This is a genomic window from Enterobacter sp. 2VL, assembly GCF_005503595.1.
Taxonomy (GTDB): domain Bacteria; phylum Pseudomonadota; class Gammaproteobacteria; order Enterobacterales; family Enterobacteriaceae; genus Enterobacter; species Enterobacter cancerogenus.
On the sequence record NZ_SCNE01000018.1, the window covers coordinates 1 to 16,413 of the forward strand.

Annotated in this window: 15 protein-coding genes; 13 read left to right on the forward strand and 2 right to left on the reverse strand. The window is 52.7% G+C overall.

The window, feature by feature from the left end; genetic code table 11:
• The 5 genes from FFS28_RS21755 to FFS28_RS21500 form a co-directional block, all read left to right on the forward strand.
• A partial coding sequence (locus FFS28_RS21755) for a hypothetical protein (RefSeq protein WP_212743985.1) occupies positions 1-268 on the forward strand: 268 nt, incomplete at its 5' end.
• Positions 269-1,389: 1,121 nt separating this feature from the next.
• Entirely contained in the window at positions 1,390-1,944 is a 555-nt protein-coding gene (locus tag FFS28_RS21485; RefSeq protein ID WP_137903911.1) for a fimbrial protein, read from the forward strand.
• Positions 1,945-2,004: 60 nt separating this feature from the next.
• Positions 2,005-2,682: a fimbrial biogenesis chaperone gene (locus tag FFS28_RS21490; protein WP_137903912.1), complete on the forward strand. Its 678-nt coding sequence runs from the start codon at positions 2,005-2,007 to the stop codon at positions 2,680-2,682.
• Positions 2,683-2,854: 172 nt separating this feature from the next.
• Complete coding sequence (locus FFS28_RS21495) at positions 2,855-5,218, forward strand: fimbria/pilus outer membrane usher protein (RefSeq protein ID WP_137903913.1); 2,364 nt, start codon at positions 2,855-2,857, stop codon at positions 5,216-5,218.
• Positions 5,219-5,292: 74 nt separating this feature from the next.
• A complete protein-coding gene (locus FFS28_RS21500) occupies positions 5,293-6,276 on the forward strand; it encodes a fimbrial protein (RefSeq protein ID WP_227658147.1) in 984 nt (327 codons plus the stop codon).
• A 206-nt stretch (positions 6,277-6,482) separates the two neighbouring features.
• Here FFS28_RS21500 and icd read toward each other — a convergent pair whose 3' ends face one another.
• Positions 6,483-7,733, reverse strand: a complete 1,251-nt coding sequence (icd, locus tag FFS28_RS21505) for an NADP-dependent isocitrate dehydrogenase (protein WP_006174760.1) — start codon at positions 7,731-7,733, stop codon at positions 6,483-6,485.
• Between the two features lie 117 nt (positions 7,734-7,850).
• On the opposite strand from icd, the gene rluE reads away from it, so the two are divergent.
• The 8 genes from rluE to FFS28_RS21545 all read left to right on the forward strand — a co-directional run bounded on the left by rluE (position 7,851) and on the right by FFS28_RS21545 (position 15,657).
• Positions 7,851-8,504 carry a 23S rRNA pseudouridine(2457) synthase RluE gene (rluE, locus tag FFS28_RS21510; RefSeq protein WP_088207485.1) on the forward strand — a complete coding sequence of 218 codons (654 nt, stop codon included), beginning with the start codon at positions 7,851-7,853 and terminating at the stop codon, positions 8,502-8,504.
• A gap of 9 nt (positions 8,505-8,513) precedes the next feature.
• On the forward strand, positions 8,514-8,987 hold the full coding sequence (locus FFS28_RS21515) for an NUDIX hydrolase (protein WP_137903914.1): 474 nt from the start codon (positions 8,514-8,516) through the stop codon (positions 8,985-8,987).
• Between the two features lie 40 nt (positions 8,988-9,027).
• Positions 9,028-10,140 carry a tRNA 2-thiouridine(34) synthase MnmA gene (mnmA, locus tag FFS28_RS21520; RefSeq protein ID WP_006174754.1) on the forward strand — a complete coding sequence of 371 codons (1,113 nt, stop codon included), beginning with the start codon at positions 9,028-9,030 and terminating at the stop codon, positions 10,138-10,140.
• A gap of 27 nt (positions 10,141-10,167) precedes the next feature.
• The gene (gene hflD, locus FFS28_RS21525) at positions 10,168-10,797 is read left to right on the forward strand and encodes a high frequency lysogenization protein HflD (protein ID WP_006174752.1); all 630 of its coding nucleotides are present in this window, start codon (positions 10,168-10,170) and stop codon (positions 10,795-10,797) included.
• Positions 10,798-10,816: 19 nt separating this feature from the next.
• The gene (gene purB, locus FFS28_RS21530) at positions 10,817-12,187 is read left to right on the forward strand and encodes an adenylosuccinate lyase (RefSeq protein ID WP_006174750.1); all 1,371 of its coding nucleotides are present in this window, start codon (positions 10,817-10,819) and stop codon (positions 12,185-12,187) included.
• A gap of 122 nt (positions 12,188-12,309) precedes the next feature.
• Positions 12,310-12,981: a two-component system response regulator PhoP gene (gene phoP, locus FFS28_RS21535; RefSeq protein WP_042320504.1), complete on the forward strand. Its 672-nt coding sequence runs from the start codon at positions 12,310-12,312 to the stop codon at positions 12,979-12,981.
• A complete protein-coding gene (gene phoQ, locus FFS28_RS21540) occupies positions 12,982-14,445 on the forward strand; it encodes a two-component system sensor histidine kinase PhoQ (protein ID WP_137903915.1) in 1,464 nt (487 codons plus the stop codon).
• 90 nt (positions 14,446-14,535) lie between these two features.
• Positions 14,536-15,657: a ribosomal protein uL16 3-hydroxylase gene (locus tag FFS28_RS21545; protein WP_137903916.1), complete on the forward strand. Its 1,122-nt coding sequence runs from the start codon at positions 14,536-14,538 to the stop codon at positions 15,655-15,657.
• Positions 15,658-15,749: 92 nt separating this feature from the next.
• Here the strand turns inward: FFS28_RS21545 and FFS28_RS21550 are convergent, their stop codons facing one another.
• The gene (locus FFS28_RS21550; RefSeq protein ID WP_137903917.1) at positions 15,750-16,241 is read right to left on the reverse strand and encodes an REP-associated tyrosine transposase; all 492 of its coding nucleotides are present in this window, start codon (positions 16,239-16,241) and stop codon (positions 15,750-15,752) included.
• Positions 16,242-16,413 lie beyond the last annotated feature (172 nt).

Here is a 16,413-nt window from a genome sequence, read left to right on the forward strand (position 1 = left end):
TTTAGTTAAATATAATTTTGTAAATTTTATGTTTTACGATGCGTTACCCAGAAACATCAATGCAACATCTATGTTTTTAAACTTAAAAAATCTCACTAAATGGATTTTTGTGTCGCACCCAATACCTCTTGCAGTGTTTTGCTTTGATAAATTAGTCCCATTGTCACATTTTCTCCATTTTAATAACATTTCATTGCATCAGATGAACACCGAAAACCTTTCGAATGGAGAAGGCGCCGACATGGAAATGGGAAAGATAAACTTCTAAGGAGTCTTTGTGCCTTTTGTCTCTGACGAGCTTCTGTATGGATACACGATTTTCCAACATCTTGAGTATCGGCTTTCAACAAGAACGCTTATCAATACCAAGAATGGACGTATTAAAAGATTCGGTACGACGAAAGCGAGACTGTTCGAGTATCTCCTGGCGGGGATGGATAGTGAAATTGTGTACGATAATGACATTATCGTACACGTTTTTGATGATTATGGACTCCGGTGCTCGAAATCCTATTTGTTGTCCATGATGAAAAAAATCCAGAACGCGTTTAATACCGTGGGCTTTGAACGATACCCTTTTACAAGAATGTATGGGAAAGCGTACAAAATAGACTGCGAATCTTTAGAGCGCATATATGTTTTCAAACCTTCTTCACAATGACAATGAAAAATTACATAAGGAATGAATTTTGACGGCGCTATTAGTTTTTTCACGAAACTTCCCAATGAGGCAGGCAATTACTTCGTTGACCTCAGCCAGGGGGGAAGTATTCTACTTTGACAACCGGTTGGAATTTTTAGTAAGCGCGACCATCCTGGACAAGTCCTACATTCTTATCGATACGATAGGAGAGAATAGCGAGAACATCCGATGGCTCTATTACCGACTCGCGGCAAGAGGGTTATTACGACTAACCTATTTTATTGCGCCAGAGGATAATGCGGAGAATGTTTTTTTAAAATTTTTCCGACTCGTCACCACGCTTAAAGATCTTAAGCAATTGTGCGAGCGCGCCTCTAAATATTGGACAACAGAAAGTCCATGCGTATTAAAAGACGTGCTTTACCAGAGGCTATCGATGCGACTGTCAGACGACCATTTAGATTTTCTACTGAGGGTTTATGATCAATCGACGAGCCAGTATCGGATAAGAAATAAATATGAAACCAATAAGAATTACTACGTGCGAAATCGTCTGGCATTAGGCAATGGACTGGAGATGAAACAGCTTATTTTACTTTTATCAACGCAAAACCTGAGGTGCTAATAGATAAATAATCATCATTCATTGCCTCGAACGAAAAACTCTTATTTTGCGGCCTTGTTCCGCCCTTCCTGCGCAAAATTTAATTTTGCGCAGATACCTTCAATCCTGAGGATATATAGCTATGCAAATGAAGTTAAGTAGTGTCTTTCGAAATATGGTCGCGGCTGCAGCCGTTTCTGGAATTACTTTTGCAGCCGTCGCAGCCGATGGACAGATCAATTTTACCGGTACCATTCTGGATTCGGCCTGTACGATTGATACCAATACGGCAAATCAAACCGTCAATCTCGGCAAAATCCCGAAAAGCTCGTTCAACGCGGCCGGGGCCGTTGCTGCCGCAACCCGCTTCAGCATTGTGTTAAACAACTGCCCTGCGGCCGTGACCTCTGCCTCCATCAAGTTTGATGGTAATGCGGACAGTTCGGACACCAATATTCTTGCGCTGAATAGCGGTCAAACGGCGAAAGGCGTTGGCGTTGCGTTTTATGAAGAAGATGGCATCACCGCGATTCCGCTGGCTACCCAATCCAGGAGCATCACGCTTGACACTAGCGCAGGCGAAGAAGCCGCTAACAGTAATAAGATGACTTTCGTGGCGAAATATAAGGCGACGCAGGCTGCCGTGGTTGCGGGTACTGCAAACGCAACATCAGATTTTACCATTACCTATCAGTAATACGCCGGGCGTACCTTAGGTGCGCCCTGTTGTCTCTTGCTGAAATGTCGGGGAAGAAGGATGAGTCAACTTATTCGAACGATTGTATTATTAAGCGCTTGCTTGTTCTCCATGATGGGTCAGGCCAGCATTACCGTCGGCGGAACTCGCTTAGTTTATAATGAGACTGAAAACGAAGCCTCACTCCCTGTGAGCAATAGTCAGGATGCTGTACCCTATTTAATTCAGTCATGGGTTGAGTTAAGTGAGAACTCAAAAGAGCAGGTTCCTTTTATTGTGACACCGCCGCTTTTCCGCCTCGATGGTGGCCATGAAAATGCGCTGCGAGTCATTTATACAGGCGAGAAAGGGCTCCCTGAAAATCACGAATCTGTTTTTTGGCTTAACGTTAAGTCTATTCCTTCAATGACCCGTTCAGATGAAAATCGACTGCTGATTGCCGTTAAGACGCGGATGAAGCTTTTTTTCCGACCTGCGGCCTTGGCGTCACAAAAAGCAGATGAGGCATGGACTCAATTAACGTTCAAGCCCAACGGTGAACGTCTGGTGATTAATAACCCGACGCCGTTCTATGTTTCGCTTTATTCATTAAAGGTTGGCAATAAAACTATTACCCAGCCTCCAATGATTTCACCCTTTAGTTCCGAAACGGTGGTTGGCCGTGGAAAACAGGTTAGCTGGAAAGCCATAAATGATTTTGGTGGCGTCACGACAGAAAAGCGCCAAACGCTGAAATGAAAAATATTATCAACGCGCTATGTCACTCTCGCAGGTAAGCAAGGTGAATACTTTTTCTTATTCTCGAAATACATTTTTCTCTGGTTCGTTGCCACACCGCGCAAGTCGACTCTCGGCGATAGCGACTTTTATTTTGGGCGTGTTTCCCGCAGCCGCAGGCGATCTTTATTTCATGGCCGATGCGCTTGAAAAAACACACTCGACGTCCCAGGGCATCGATCTGGCACGCTTCGAACGTGGAGAGCAGTTACCCGGTACCTACAGGGTAGAAATATGGCTTAATGAAAATTATATTCGAACGGAAAATATCTCTTTTATACCTGTAAACGGAGTCGGGTTGGCGCCTGAGCTTAACCGTGGAATGCTGGAATCACTCGGCACCAGGGTTGAGGCATTTCCTGAATTAGCCATGCTGCCGGCCGAGGCCATTATTACCGATCCCGGCGCATTTATACCGGATGCCACCACCCGGCTGAATTTTGACAAGCAGAGACTGGATATCTCTATTCCTCAGTCGGCGCTTAACGCGCGCGCGCGCGGCACCGTTGACACGTCGCTCTGGAATCAGGGCATTTCTGCACTGCTGGTCAATTACAGCATCAATGGATCGCGCAACTGGAGCAGGGACGGTGAAACCCAGGATCAGTTTTACACCAACCTGCAAAGCGGCATTAACGCTGGGCCTTGGCGTCTGCGTAACTACAGCACCGCGACGAAGAACAACGGAAAACAGTCATTTTCGTCGCTGAATACCACCCTGAGCCGCGACGTCCAGTTTTTGAGAGCGCAGTTTCAACTGGGGGAAACCAGCACTCCCGCCGACGTGTTTGACAGCGTCATGTTTCGCGGCGCGCAGATTTTTTCTGACGACACGATGCTACCGGAAAGCTTGCGCGGCTTCGCCCCTATCATTCGGGGGATAGCCCGCACCAATGCTACGGTTACCGTGAAGCAAAACGGTTACACGGTTTATCAAACCTACGTGGCGCCCGGCAGCTTTGAAATTCGCGATCTCTATCCTACGTCGGCGAGCGGCGATCTGGACGTAACCGTCACCGAAGCCGACGGCAGCGTCCAGCATTTTGTGCAGCCTTTCTCTGCGGTTCCCGTCATGTTGCGGGAAGGACGCGTAAAGTATGCGTTGAGCGGAGGAGAGTACCGAACCACGAAGAGTGGTGCCCAAACGCCCTCATTCGGTCTGGGCACGATGGCCTATGGCCTCTCCAATAATCTCACGCTGTACGGCGGCCTCCTGGGAGCGAGTAACTATGCGTCCGGGGTCCTGGGTACCGGCTTAAGCTTTGGCGATATAGGCTCACTGTCGGCCGACATAACCGTTGCCGATAGCAAACTCGTTGATGAGAAAAAACGCCGCAGCCGGGGACAGTCCTATCGCGTGCAATATTCTAAAACGGTGGCCACAACCGACACCACCGTGACGCTCGCCAGCTATCGCTACTCTACAGAGGGATTTTATACCTTTCAGGAAGTGAATGAATTTAGCAGCCAGCGCTACAACAAGCGGAGCCGCCTGCAGCTCAACCTTAGCCAGTCGCTACAAACCTGGGGTAACTTTTATATTTCGGCATACCAACAAGACTACTGGAGCAAGCGGGGCTATGAACGCAACGTCAGCACCGGTTTTAACACCAGTATTAGCGATATTAATTACTCGCTCGGCTACACCTACAGCGAAACGCCGGGCAAAGACCGTAAAGATCAGATTGTAGCCTTTAGTTTGCAGGTGCCGCTGAGCAAATGGCTGCCGCAAAGCTGGGCCAGCTACAGCGTGAATATGCAAAAGAACGGCGCTGAGACGCACCAGGTCGGACTGAGCGGCACCGCGCTCGCCGATAATAACCTGAGCTACCTGGTCCAGCAGGGTTATACCTCGTCGAGCGGGGAATCGAGAAGCTCTCTGAGTGGTACCTATAAGGGCGGCTACGGCACCGTGAGCGCGGGCTACAACCACAGTCGACAGAACAGCCAGCTGAATTTTGGCCTGCAGGGTGGGATCGTCGGCCATAACCATGGCGTGACATTCTCTCAGCCGCTGGGAGATACCGTTGTGCTACTGGAAGCGCAGGGTGCATCCGGCGTGAGAGTTCGCAATAACCCCGGCGTGAAAACGGACTGGCGCGGATACGCAGTGGTGCCCTATGCCAGTGCCTATCAGGAAAACCGTATTGCAATTGACACCGGTTCACTGGGAGCAGATGTGGATGTTGCCGAATCCGTGGTCAAGGTTGTGCCTACGCGCGGTGCCGTGGTACGCGCTACGTTCAAGGCGCGAACGGGAGTCCGTGCCTTGATAACGCTGATGTATCAGAACACGCCTGTGCCCTTTGGCGCGATGGTAAAGCTCAACGAAAGCGATGCGATGAGCATTGTGGGGAATGACGGCGAAGTCTATATGAGTGGCCTGAACGACGGTGATGGCATAACGGTACAGTGGGGAGCAAAAACCTGCCGCGCCAAAATAACCTTGAACGTATTACCGGGTAAAATTCATCGTACTACCGCGACATGTCGTTAACTTTCTGATTGCGTTGATTCGCATTATTACTTTTGCGAGAGAAGGCTTACGCCTCGCCTAAAATGAAGGAACATATGATGTCCACCGTATTTAAAATCGCGACGGCTGCTATGGTTTGCGCTATCTCTATGAATGCTTTTGCGCTGTGTTCTGCAAACGACGTAACGGTCAACTTCGATCACAATATCGTCGTTCAGCGGGATGCGCCCGTAGGGACGGTATTAGCAACGCTAACCACCCGTAATCCCATAAAATGTGACCCTGAGGGGCAGCAAATTGGATACGATGGCTCATGGTTTATTCAGCTCTCTGGAGCAAATGCGGATTATGGCGCCTCTCCGTTGGCCAACGTTCGGGCGACGGAGGTCCCGGGCATCGGCATCCGATGGAAAAACTTTTCCAGCACTACCGGAACCAGCGAGTTTGTCTCCAGGATGAACCTGAATAACGCGAGCTGGAGGCGAGGGATCCTTCAGAATGGGGTATCAACCTTCACAGATACCTTTGAACTGATCAAAACCAGCACCACCCCATTAACGGGCTCTATACCCGCGTTGACGCTAAATATGGAATACAGCACGCCGGTCAGTAATAACATTCAACGCCTGCCGCTTTATAAGTATATATTTTCGCCGATGAATATCAGCACCGCATCCTGTCAGATTGAAGATAAAAACCTGAATATTAATATGGGTATTGCGCTGTTGCCGAAGTTCAATGGCGTGGGCAGCACCCAAAATTCGGTGACGTTTTCCATACCGCTTATCTGTAGTGAACAGACCGCAGTAAATGTCACTCTGGATAACGTCAGCCCGCTTGCCGATCCAGCCAACGGCGTACTGGGGTTAAACAGCAACTCGACAGCAAAAGGTCTGGGCATTCAGCTAAAATATAACGATGCGCCCGTTCAGTTCGGCAAACTTATCAAATATGGCACGGCGGCCTCGCCAGGGGAGGTCGTCAATATTCCCTTCAAGGCCGCATATTACATGACCTCAGCGAATGCACAATCAGGCTCGGTGAGCGCCACGGCGTCATTTACCATGACCTATCGTTAACTCTTAATTTAAATGGTCTGATGCGCGATAAGCGAAAGGAGCCCGCCGGCCTAATGCCGGTCATTTAAGTTGAATGGCTTTGTTTTTTTAAGGGCTATGTTGATGTGTTTGGCCTGGCTTGAATGAGCGGTTTTGATAATTATCCGAACACTAATAAAAAAACGGGAACCCATCGGCTCCCGTTCTTCTTTAACCCATACTCTGGATTACATGTTCGCGATAATCGCGTCGCCAAACTCTGAGCATTTCAGCAGTTTCGCGCCTTCCATCAGACGTTCGAAATCGTAAGTTACGGTTTTCGCGTTAATCGCGCCTTCCATACCTTTAACGATCAGGTCTGCGGCTTCGAACCATTCCATATGACGCAGCATCATCTCTGCGGACAGGATGATAGAGCCTGGGTTCACTTTGTCCTGGCCTGCATATTTTGGTGCAGTACCGTGGGTCGCTTCGAACAGCGCGCACTCGTCACCGATATTTGCGCCTGGCGCAATACCGATACCGCCAACCTGTGCAGCCAGCGCATCGGAGATGTAGTCACCGTTGAGGTTCATACAGGCGATAACGTCGTACTCGGCAGGACGCAGCAGGATCTGCTGCAGGAACGCATCGGCGATCACATCTTTAATGATGATCTCTTTACCGGTGTTCGGGTTCTTGATTTTCTGCCATGGGCCGCCGTCGATCAGCTCACCGCCGAACTCTTCGCTCGCCAGCTGGTAGCCCCAGTCTTTGAACGCGCCTTCGGTGAATTTCATGATGTTACCCTTATGAACCAGGGTCACGGAGTCACGGTCGTTGGTAATAGCATAGTCAATGGCTGCGCGAACCAGACGCTTGGTCCCTTCTTCGGAGCACGGCTTGATGCCGATACCGCAATGTTCCGGGAAGCGAATTTTCTTCACGCCCATCTCTTCGCGCAGGAATTTAATCACTTTTTCTGCATCAGCAGAGTCCGCTTTCCACTCGATGCCCGCATAAATATCTTCTGAGTTTTCGCGGAAGATAACCATGTCGGTGAGTTCAGGATGTTTAACCGGGCTTGGGGTGCCCTGATAGTAACGGACCGGACGCAGACACACGTACAGGTCAAGCTCCTGACGCAGTGCGACGTTCAGGGAACGAATACCGCCGCCGACCGGGGTGGTCAGTGGGCCTTTAATGGCTACGCGGTAGTCGCGGATCAGGTCCAGCGTTTCGGCTGGCAGCCAGACATCCTGGCCATAAACATGCGTTGATTTTTCACCGGTGTAAATTTCCATCCAGGAAATTTTACGCTCGCCTTTGTAGGCTTTCTCAACAGCGGCATCAACCACTTTCAGCATTGCCGGGGTAACGTCTACACCGATACCGTCACCTTCGATGAACGGGATAATTGGATTGTGAGGAACGTTAATCTTGCCGTTTTGCAGGGTGATCTTTTTACCTTCCGCCGGAACAACTACTTTGCTTTCCATTAACCTCTCCTTCGAGCGCTTCTGGTTGTTACTGATCTTATGTTAATAAATTGTAATGAGCCTTCCGATAGTACCTGATTGTCCGACGCCATGAAAGGTCTTCGTTATTAGGCTATAATGCGGCAATTGATACAGCCTGAAAATACCATGAAGAAAACTTCTTTTAGAAAACACCGGGTTGAGCGATTCAGCTCACAACAAGCCACCAGAAGCCCAAAGAAAACCCAGCCAACGCGGGTGATTCTGTTCAATAAACCCTACGATGTTTTGCCGCAGTTTACTGACGAAGCCGGACGCAGCACGCTCAAGGATTACATCCCCGTTCAGGGGGTTTACGCCGCCGGTCGTCTCGATCGCGATAGCGAAGGCTTACTGGTCTTAACCAATGATGGCGCACTTCAGGCGACGCTCACCCAGCCGGGGAAACGTACCGGAAAAATCTATTTTGTGCAGGTTGAGGGCGAGCCGGATGAAGACGCCCTGGCGAAACTGCGCACGGGCGTGACGTTAAACGATGGCCCCACGCTTCCGGCCGGAGTTGAACTTGTCAGCGAACCCGAGTGGTTATGGCCGCGCAATCCGCCCATTCGCGAGCGCAAATCGATTCCGACCAGCTGGCTCAAAATCACCCTTTATGAAGGCCGTAACCGTCAGGTGCGCCGCATGACGGCCCACGTTGGCTTCCCTACGCTGCGCCTGATCCGCTACGCCATGGGTCGCTACACGCTGGATTCCCTGGCAAACGGCGCATGGCGAGACATTGCCCCTTAAGGAGAAATGATGTTCAAACCGCATGTTACGGTCGCCTGCGTGGTGCACGCGCAGGGCAAATTCCTGGTCGTTGAAGAGACCATCAACGGCAAGGCGCTGTGGAACCAGCCTGCCGGGCATCTTGAAGCCGACGAAACGCTGGTACAGGCTGCCAGACGCGAGCTGTGGGAAGAGACAGGGATCCACGCCGAACCGCAGCATTTCGTCCGTATGCACCAGTGGATTGCCCCGGACCATACCCCTTTCCTGCGTTTCTTATTCGCTGTCGAACTTAACGAAACATGCGCTACTGAACCGCACGATGACGATATCGATCGCTGCCTGTGGGTCACTGCCGATGAGATCCTGAACGCGCCAAACCTGCGCTCCCCGCTGGTTGCCGAAAGCATCCGCTGCTGGCAGTCCGCCGCGCGCCTGCCGCTTGAGGTTATCGGCGAGTTTAACTGGCCGTTTACAGAGGGTGTCAATGGTGGGGTGGCGTGATAGAATACGCCGCCTTGAAGTTCAATGTCGTGAGTATTCCATGTCAGATAACAGCCAGAAAAAAGTGATCGTCGGCATGTCCGGCGGTGTCGATTCCTCCGTTTCCGCCTACCTGTTGCAACAGCAGGGTTATAAGGTGGAGGGCCTGTTCATGAAGAACTGGGAGGAAGACGATGGCGAGGAATATTGCACCGCTGCTGCGGATCTTGCCGATGCGCAGGCCGTGTGCGATAAGCTCGGCATTGAGCTACACACCGTTAACTTTGCCGCAGAATACTGGGACAACGTCTTTGAACTCTTCCTCGAAGAGTATAAGGCGGGCCGCACGCCAAACCCGGATATTCTGTGCAACAAAGAGATCAAATTCAAAGCCTTCCTGGAATTCGCCGCTGAAGACCTGGGCGCAGATTATATTGCGACCGGCCACTACGTGCGTCGTGCAGATGTGAATGGCAAAAGCCAGCTGCTGCGCGGTCTGGATGGCAATAAAGATCAGAGCTACTTCCTTTATACGCTAAGCCACGAACAGATTGCCCAAAGCCTGTTCCCGGTTGGCGAGCTGGAAAAGCCGGAAGTGCGTAAAATCGCCGAAGCGCTGGACCTGATCACCGCTAAGAAAAAGGACTCCACCGGCATCTGCTTTATCGGCGAGCGTAAATTCCGTGAATTCCTCGGGCGCTATCTCCCTGCACAGCCGGGCAAAATCGTCACCGTTGACGGCGACGAAATCGGCCAGCATCAGGGGCTGATGTACCATACCCTTGGTCAGCGTAAAGGGCTGGGTATTGGCGGCACCAAAGAGGGAAGCGAAGATCCGTGGTACGTGGTCGACAAAGATGTCGAAAACAATATTCTGATTGTCGCTCAGGGCCATGACCATCCGCGCCTGATGTCCGTAGGGCTGATTGCGCAGCAGCTGCACTGGGTCGATCGCGAGCCGGTAAAAGGCACCCTGCGCTGCACGGTGAAAACGCGCTACCGTCAGACCGATATTCCCTGCACCGTCACCGCGCTCGACGACGATCGCATTGACGTACGTTTCGACGAGCCGGTTGCCGCCGTCACGCCGGGCCAGTCCGCGGTGTTTTACAGCGGTGAAATTTGTCTGGGCGGTGGGATCATTGAACAGCGCCTGCCGCTGCCCGCTGTTTAACACGATTGCACACATAAAGGAGAACGTGTGGCGAAGAACTATTACGACATCACCCTGGCGCTGGCAGGAATTTGCCAGTCAGCCCGTCTGGTGCAACAGTTAGCGCATCAGGGTCATTGCGACGCTGACGCCCTGCACGTTTCACTTAACAGCGTTATCGACCTCAACCCCGGCTCCACGCTGGGGGTTTTCGGCGGCAGTGAGACGAACCTTCGCCTCGGTCTTGAAACCTTACTCGGCGTGCTCAATGCCAGCAGTCGCCAGGGTTTAAACGCCGAACTGACTCGCTACACCTTAAGCCTGATGGTGCTGGAGCGTAAGCTCAGCGCCGCGAAAGGTGCGCTGGATACCCTGGGCGATCGCATCGCGGGGCTTCAACGCCAGCTCGATCACTTTGATCTGCAGTCTGAAACCCTGCTGAGCGCCATGGCCGGTATTTATGTCGACGTGATCAGCCCGCTGGGGCCGCGTATTCAGGTCACCGGCTCCCCTGCCGTTCTGCAAAGCCCACAGGTGCAGGCGAAAGTTCGCGCTTCGCTGCTGGCTGGCATTCGTGCCGCCGTGCTGTGGCATCAGGTTGGCGGTGGCCGCCTGCAGTTAATGTTTTCTCGTCAACGCCTGACAACTCAGGCAAAACAAATTCTTGCTCATTGTTAACCTCCCGGAGTTGCGAATTATGGAATTATCCTCACTGACCGCCGTTTCCCCTGTCGACGGACGCTACGGCGATAAAGTCAGCGCGCTGCGCGGGATCTTCAGCGAATACGGTCTGCTGAAGTTCCGCGTACAGGTAGAAGTGCGCTGGCTGCAAAAGCTGGCCGCTCAGGCAGCAATCAAGGAAGTTCCTGCTTTTGACGCCCAGGCAAACGATTACCTCGATAAAATCGTCGCCGACTTCAGCGAAGAAGATGCCGCGCGCATTAAAACAATTGAACGCACCACCAACCACGACGTTAAAGCGGTTGAGTATTTCCTGAAAGAAAAAGTGGCAAGCGTCCCTGCGCTGCAGGCGGTGTCGGAATTCATCCACTTCGCCTGCACCTCTGAAGACATCAATAACCTGTCACACGCGCTGATGCTTTCCACCGCACGCAAAGACGTGGTGCTGCCTTACTGGCGCAAAATCATTGATGCGGTAAAAGCGCTGACCGTAGAGTACCGTGATATTCCGCTGCTTTCCCGCACTCACGGCCAGCCAGCCACTCCCTCTACCATGGGTAAAGAGATGGCCAACGTGGCGTACCGTATGGAACGCCAGTATCGCCAGCTGGAACAGGTTGAGATCCTCGGTAAAATCAACGGCGCGGTAGGTAACTATAACGCCCACATCGCCGCCTACCCGGAAGTGGACTGGCATCAGTTCAGCGAAGAGTTCGTGACCTCTCTGGGCATTCAGTGGAACCCGTACACCACCCAGATTGAGCCGCACGACTACATCGCTGAACTGTTCGACTGCATCGCGCGCTTTAACACCATTCTGATCGACTTCGATCGCGACGTGTGGGGTTATATCGCGCTTAACCACTTCAAGCAGAAAACCATCGCCGGTGAAATTGGCTCTTCCACCATGCCGCACAAGGTTAACCCGATTGACTTCGAAAACTCCGAGGGCAACCTGGGCCTGGCGAATGCCGTACTGCAGCACATGGCGAGCAAACTGCCGGTTTCCCGCTGGCAGCGCGACCTGACCGACTCCACGGTGCTGCGTAATCTCGGCGTGGGTATCGGCTACGCGCTGATCGCCTATCAGTCTACCCTGAAGGGTGTGAGCAAGCTGGAAGTGAACCGCGACCGTCTGCTGGACGAACTGGATCACAACTGGGAAGTGCTGGCGGAGCCGATTCAGACCGTTATGCGCCGCTACGGCATTGAAAAACCGTATGAGAAACTGAAAGAGCTGACGCGCGGTAAACGCGTTGACGCAGAAGGCATGAAACAGTTTATCGATGGTCTGGCACTGCCGGAAGAAGAGAAAACCCGCCTGAAAGCGATGACTCCTGCCAATTACATTGGCCGCGCAACCACCATGGTTGACGAGCTGAAGTAATCTCCCTTCCCCCTTTTCGCCTGAAAAGGGGGTTGCTTTTCACTGGTTTATTCAATGTTTATCCCCAAAACAACATAATCGGCGTTAAACTATTCATACCATTAATTTAGGGAGAACAGATGATGCGCGTATTGGTTGTTGAGGATAACGCATTGCTACGCCACCACCTGAAAGTGCAGCTTCAGGAGATGGGACATCAGGTGGACGATGCCGAAGATGCGAAAGAAGCGGATTATTATCTCAATGAACACCTGCCGGATATCGCCATCGTCGATTTAGGTTTGCCCGATGAGGACGGTCTGTCGCTGATCCGTCGCTGGCGCAGCCATGATGTCTCCCTGCCGGTGCTGGTGCTGACCGCCCGTGAAGGCTGGCAGGACAAAGTAGAAGTCCTCAGCGCAGGCGCGGACGATTACGTCACCAAGCCGTTTCATATTGAAGAGGTGGCCGCACGTATGCAGGCGCTGCTGCGCCGCAACAGCGGGCTGGCCTCGCAGGTTATCTCCCTGCCGCCGTTCCAGGTTGACCTCTCTCGCCGTGAATTCTCGATTAACGATGAGGTGATTAAACTCACCGCGTTTGAATATACGATTATGGAAACGCTGATCCGCAACAACGGCAAGGTCGTCAGCAAAGATTCCTTAATGCTCCAGCTTTATCCCGATGCGGAGCTGCGTGAAAGCCACACCATCGACGTGCTGATGGGACGTTTACGCAAAAAAATTCAGGCACAGTATCCGCAGGATGTGATCACGACGGTGCGTGGTCAGGGCTATCTGTTCGAATTACGCTAAATGAAAGGGATCGTACGCCATCTTTTCCCCCTCTCTCTGCGGGTTCGCTTTCTGCTGGCCACCGCGGCCGTGGTGCTAGTGCTCTCCCTCTCTTATGGGATGGTGGCGCTGGTCGGCTATAGCGTGAGCTTTGATAAAACGACCTTCCGCCTGCTGCGTGGCGAAAGTAACCTGTTTTACACCCTGGCGAAGTGGGAAGATAACCACATCACCGTGGACATGCCTGAACACCTGAACCAGCAAAGTCCAACGCTGGCGATGATTTATAACGAAAAAGGCAAACTGCTGTGGGCCCAGCGCGATGTCCCATGGCTGAAAAAGCGTATTCGCCCGGAATGGCTCAAGACAAACGGTTTTCATGAGATTGAGGCCGACCTTAACGCCTCCAGCGTGTTGCTGCGCGACGATCGTTCTTTGCAGCAAAAACTGAACGAGATCCGCGAGGATGACGACGGCACAGAAATGACCCACTCCGTCGCCATTAATCTCTATCCTGCCACCATAAATATGCCACAGCTGACTATCGTGGTGATCGACACGATCCCGGTTGAGCTTAAACGCTCTTATAAGGTCTGGAGCTGGTTCGTGTACGTTCTGGCGGCCAACCTGCTGCTGGTGATCCCGCTTCTATGGATTGCCGCGTGGTGGAGCCTGCGACCAATTGAGTCGCTGGCGAAAGAGGTTCGCGAGCTTGAAGAGCATCATCGTGAGAAGCTTAACCCCGAAACCACGCGCGAACTGACCAGCCTGGTACGTAACCTCAACCGTCTGCTGAAAAGCGAGCGGGAACGCTATGATAAATACCGCACCACCCTCACCGACCTCACCCACAGTCTGAAAACACCGCTGGCGGTGATGCAAAGTACGCTGCGGTCGATGCGCGGCGAAAAGCTTAGCGTCGACGAAGCCGAGCCGGTGATGCTGGAGCAAATCAGCCGTATCTCCCAGCAAATTGGCTACTACCTGCACCGGGCCAGCATGCGCTCCGGCAGCGCGTTGCTCAGCCGAGAACTGCACCCGGTCGCTCCGCTGCTGGATAACCTGACGTCGGCGCTGAACAAGGTTTACCAGCGTAAAGGGGTGGACATCAGCCTGGATATCTCGCCGGAGATCAGCTTCGTCGGTGAGAAAAATGACTTCATGGAAGTGATGGGCAACCTGCTCGATAACGCCTGCAAGTATTGTCTGGAATTTGTAGAGGTCTCCGCCCGCCAGACGGATAACGAACTGCATATTATCGTCGAGGACGATGGCCCGGGCATTCCCCATAACAAACGCGACCTCGTTTTCGATCGCGGACAGCGGGCCGACACCCTGAGACCCGGCCAGGGCGTGGGATTATCCGTCGCGCGCGAAATTGTCGATCAATACGATGGCAAGATAGACACCGGCGATAGCCTGCTCGGCGGCGCGCGAATGGAAGTGATTTTTGGCCGTCAGCAGCCCACATCGGATAATAGTTAAGCCGTTATGTGAAAAAAGCGATGATCTCGCACGCAGGCTCCCGTCCTTCCGTTATAATCCGTCTCAGTAAGAGCCTGCGGAATAAAAAACATGGATTATCACTTAACGCTTAACTGGCCCGAGTTTATCGAACGTTACTGGCAAAAACGCCCGGTCGTTCTGAAACGCGGGATCAGCAATTTTGTCGACCCGATCTCCCCTGACGAACTGGCCGGTCTGGCCATGGAAAACGAAGTGGACAGCCGTCTGGTGAGCCATCAGGACGGAAAATGGCAGGTCAGCCATGGTCCTTTCGAAAGCTACGATCACCTGGGTGAAAACAACTGGTCGTTACTGGTTCAGGCGGTAAACAACTGGCACGAACCGACCGCGGCGTTAATGCGTCCGTTCCGCGCCCTGCCCGACTGGCGAATGGACGATCTGATGATCTCCTTCTCGGTGCCGGGAGGCGGCGTAGGTCCGCATCTGGATCAGTATGACGTGTTTATCATCCAGGGGACTGGCCGTCGCCGCTGGCGTGTGGGTGAGAAAGTGCCGATGAAACAGCATTGTCCGCATCCCGACCTGCTTCAGGTGGACCCGTTCGAGGCCATCATCGACGAAGAGCTGGAGCCTGGCGATATCCTCTATATTCCGCCGGGATTCCCGCATGAGGGTTACTCCCTGGAGAACTCCCTCAACTATTCCGTCGGGTTCCGCGCGCCAAGCGGTCGCGAGATGATCAGCGGTTTTGCCGACTACGTTTTACAGCGCGAGCTGGGCAGCTACCGTTACAGCGATCCGGATGTGCCTGCGCGTGAACATCCGGCGGATATTCTGCCCGAGGAGCTGGATAAGCTGCGCGGCATGATGCTGGATCTGATCAACGAGCCGGAACATTTCAGGCAGTGGTTTGGCGAATTTGTCAGCCAGTCCCGTCATGAGCTGGACGTCGCACCGCCGGAGCCGCCGTATCAGGCCGATGAAATTTACGATGCGCTGCAACAGGGTGACAAGCTGGTTCGCCTGGGAGGTTTACGCGTACTGCGCATTGGTGAGGACGTTTTCGTCAACGGCGAGAAGCTGGATTCCCCGCACCGTCCGGCCCTGGAGGCGATCGCCAGCCATATGGTGTTAACGGCGGATATCTTCGGTGACGCGCTTGAAGATCCCTCCTTCCTTGCGATGCTGTCCGCGCTGGTGAACAGCGGGTATTGGTTCTTTGAGGACTGAGTCGCGATTATGCCCGGTGGCGCTGCGCTTACCGGGCCTACAGGGTAGTACTTTTGTAGGCCGGGTAAGGCGTAGCCGCCCCCCGGCTTTTTTCACTTCCGCTCCCCCGCCATAAAATCGTCTGTCACTCCCGCCCAGTCCACCGGATATAGCCCTTCGGCGACATCACGATGAAAGGTTGAAAACGGCCAGTCGGCGACCTGCCGGACATAGCCATGCTTTACCGGGTTGATGTAGATGTAATCCATATGCCGCCGGTAATCTTCCTCATTACGCAGGGTGTGCTCCCAGAAACGGGGTTGCCAGATGTGACGCATCTCAATGTTGCGGCTGAAGGTCTTTTTAATGTCGCGCCAGCGGCCGGAAAAGTCGCAGTCCCCTTCCGGTAAGGTCCAGATACAGTGCATGTGTTCCGGGAGGATGACCCAGGCGTTGATGTGAAAGGGTTTAGAACGTTTAACCGTTGCCGTGGCAGCACGCAGACTTTGGATATGGCGGGTGAGCAGATCGCTCTGGCGGTTTTGCAGGTTAACGGTGAAAAACCAGGTTCCGCCGGGGACGTAATGGCGACGGTAGTTTGACATGAGTGCTCCTTGCCTGAAAGCCCGGTGGCGCTGCGCTTACCGGGCCTACAAAATCCATAAACGTAGGCCGATGTGATGGACACCTCCCACCTTACGGCATCATTAGTGCCAGACTGAGGTGTTAACTTCAGTTCCCAGGGGGAGGTGTCCACATGAATATTAAACGTATTGG

What these genes read in the sequence shown, in the direction of transcription:
- FFS28_RS21485 (WP_137903911.1), top strand. Translation starts at nt 1,390, where the DNA reads ATGCAAATGAAGTTAAGTAGTGTCTTTCGAAATATGGTCGCGGCTGCA.
- FFS28_RS21490 (WP_137903912.1), top strand. Translation starts at nt 2,005, where the DNA reads ATGAGTCAACTTATTCGAACGATTGTATTATTAAGCGCTTGCTTGTTC.
- FFS28_RS21495 (WP_137903913.1), top strand. Translation starts at nt 2,855, where the DNA reads ATGGCCGATGCGCTTGAAAAAACACACTCGACGTCCCAGGGCATCGAT.
- FFS28_RS21500 (WP_227658147.1), top strand. Translation starts at nt 5,293, where the DNA reads ATGATGTCCACCGTATTTAAAATCGCGACGGCTGCTATGGTTTGCGCT.
- icd (WP_006174760.1), bottom strand. Translation starts at nt 7,733, where the DNA reads ATGGAAAGCAAAGTAGTTGTTCCGGCGGAAGGTAAAAAGATCACCCTG.
- rluE (WP_088207485.1), top strand. Translation starts at nt 7,851, where the DNA reads ATGCGGCAATTGATACAGCCTGAAAATACCATGAAGAAAACTTCTTTT.
- FFS28_RS21515 (WP_137903914.1), top strand. Translation starts at nt 8,514, where the DNA reads ATGTTCAAACCGCATGTTACGGTCGCCTGCGTGGTGCACGCGCAGGGC.
- mnmA (WP_006174754.1), top strand. Translation starts at nt 9,028, where the DNA reads ATGTCAGATAACAGCCAGAAAAAAGTGATCGTCGGCATGTCCGGCGGT.
- purB (WP_006174750.1), top strand. Translation starts at nt 10,817, where the DNA reads ATGGAATTATCCTCACTGACCGCCGTTTCCCCTGTCGACGGACGCTAC.
- phoP (WP_042320504.1), top strand. Translation starts at nt 12,310, where the DNA reads ATGCGCGTATTGGTTGTTGAGGATAACGCATTGCTACGCCACCACCTG.
- phoQ (WP_137903915.1), top strand. Translation starts at nt 12,982, where the DNA reads ATGAAAGGGATCGTACGCCATCTTTTCCCCCTCTCTCTGCGGGTTCGC.
- FFS28_RS21545 (WP_137903916.1), top strand. Translation starts at nt 14,536, where the DNA reads ATGGATTATCACTTAACGCTTAACTGGCCCGAGTTTATCGAACGTTAC.
- FFS28_RS21550 (WP_137903917.1), bottom strand. Translation starts at nt 16,241, where the DNA reads ATGTCAAACTACCGTCGCCATTACGTCCCCGGCGGAACCTGGTTTTTC.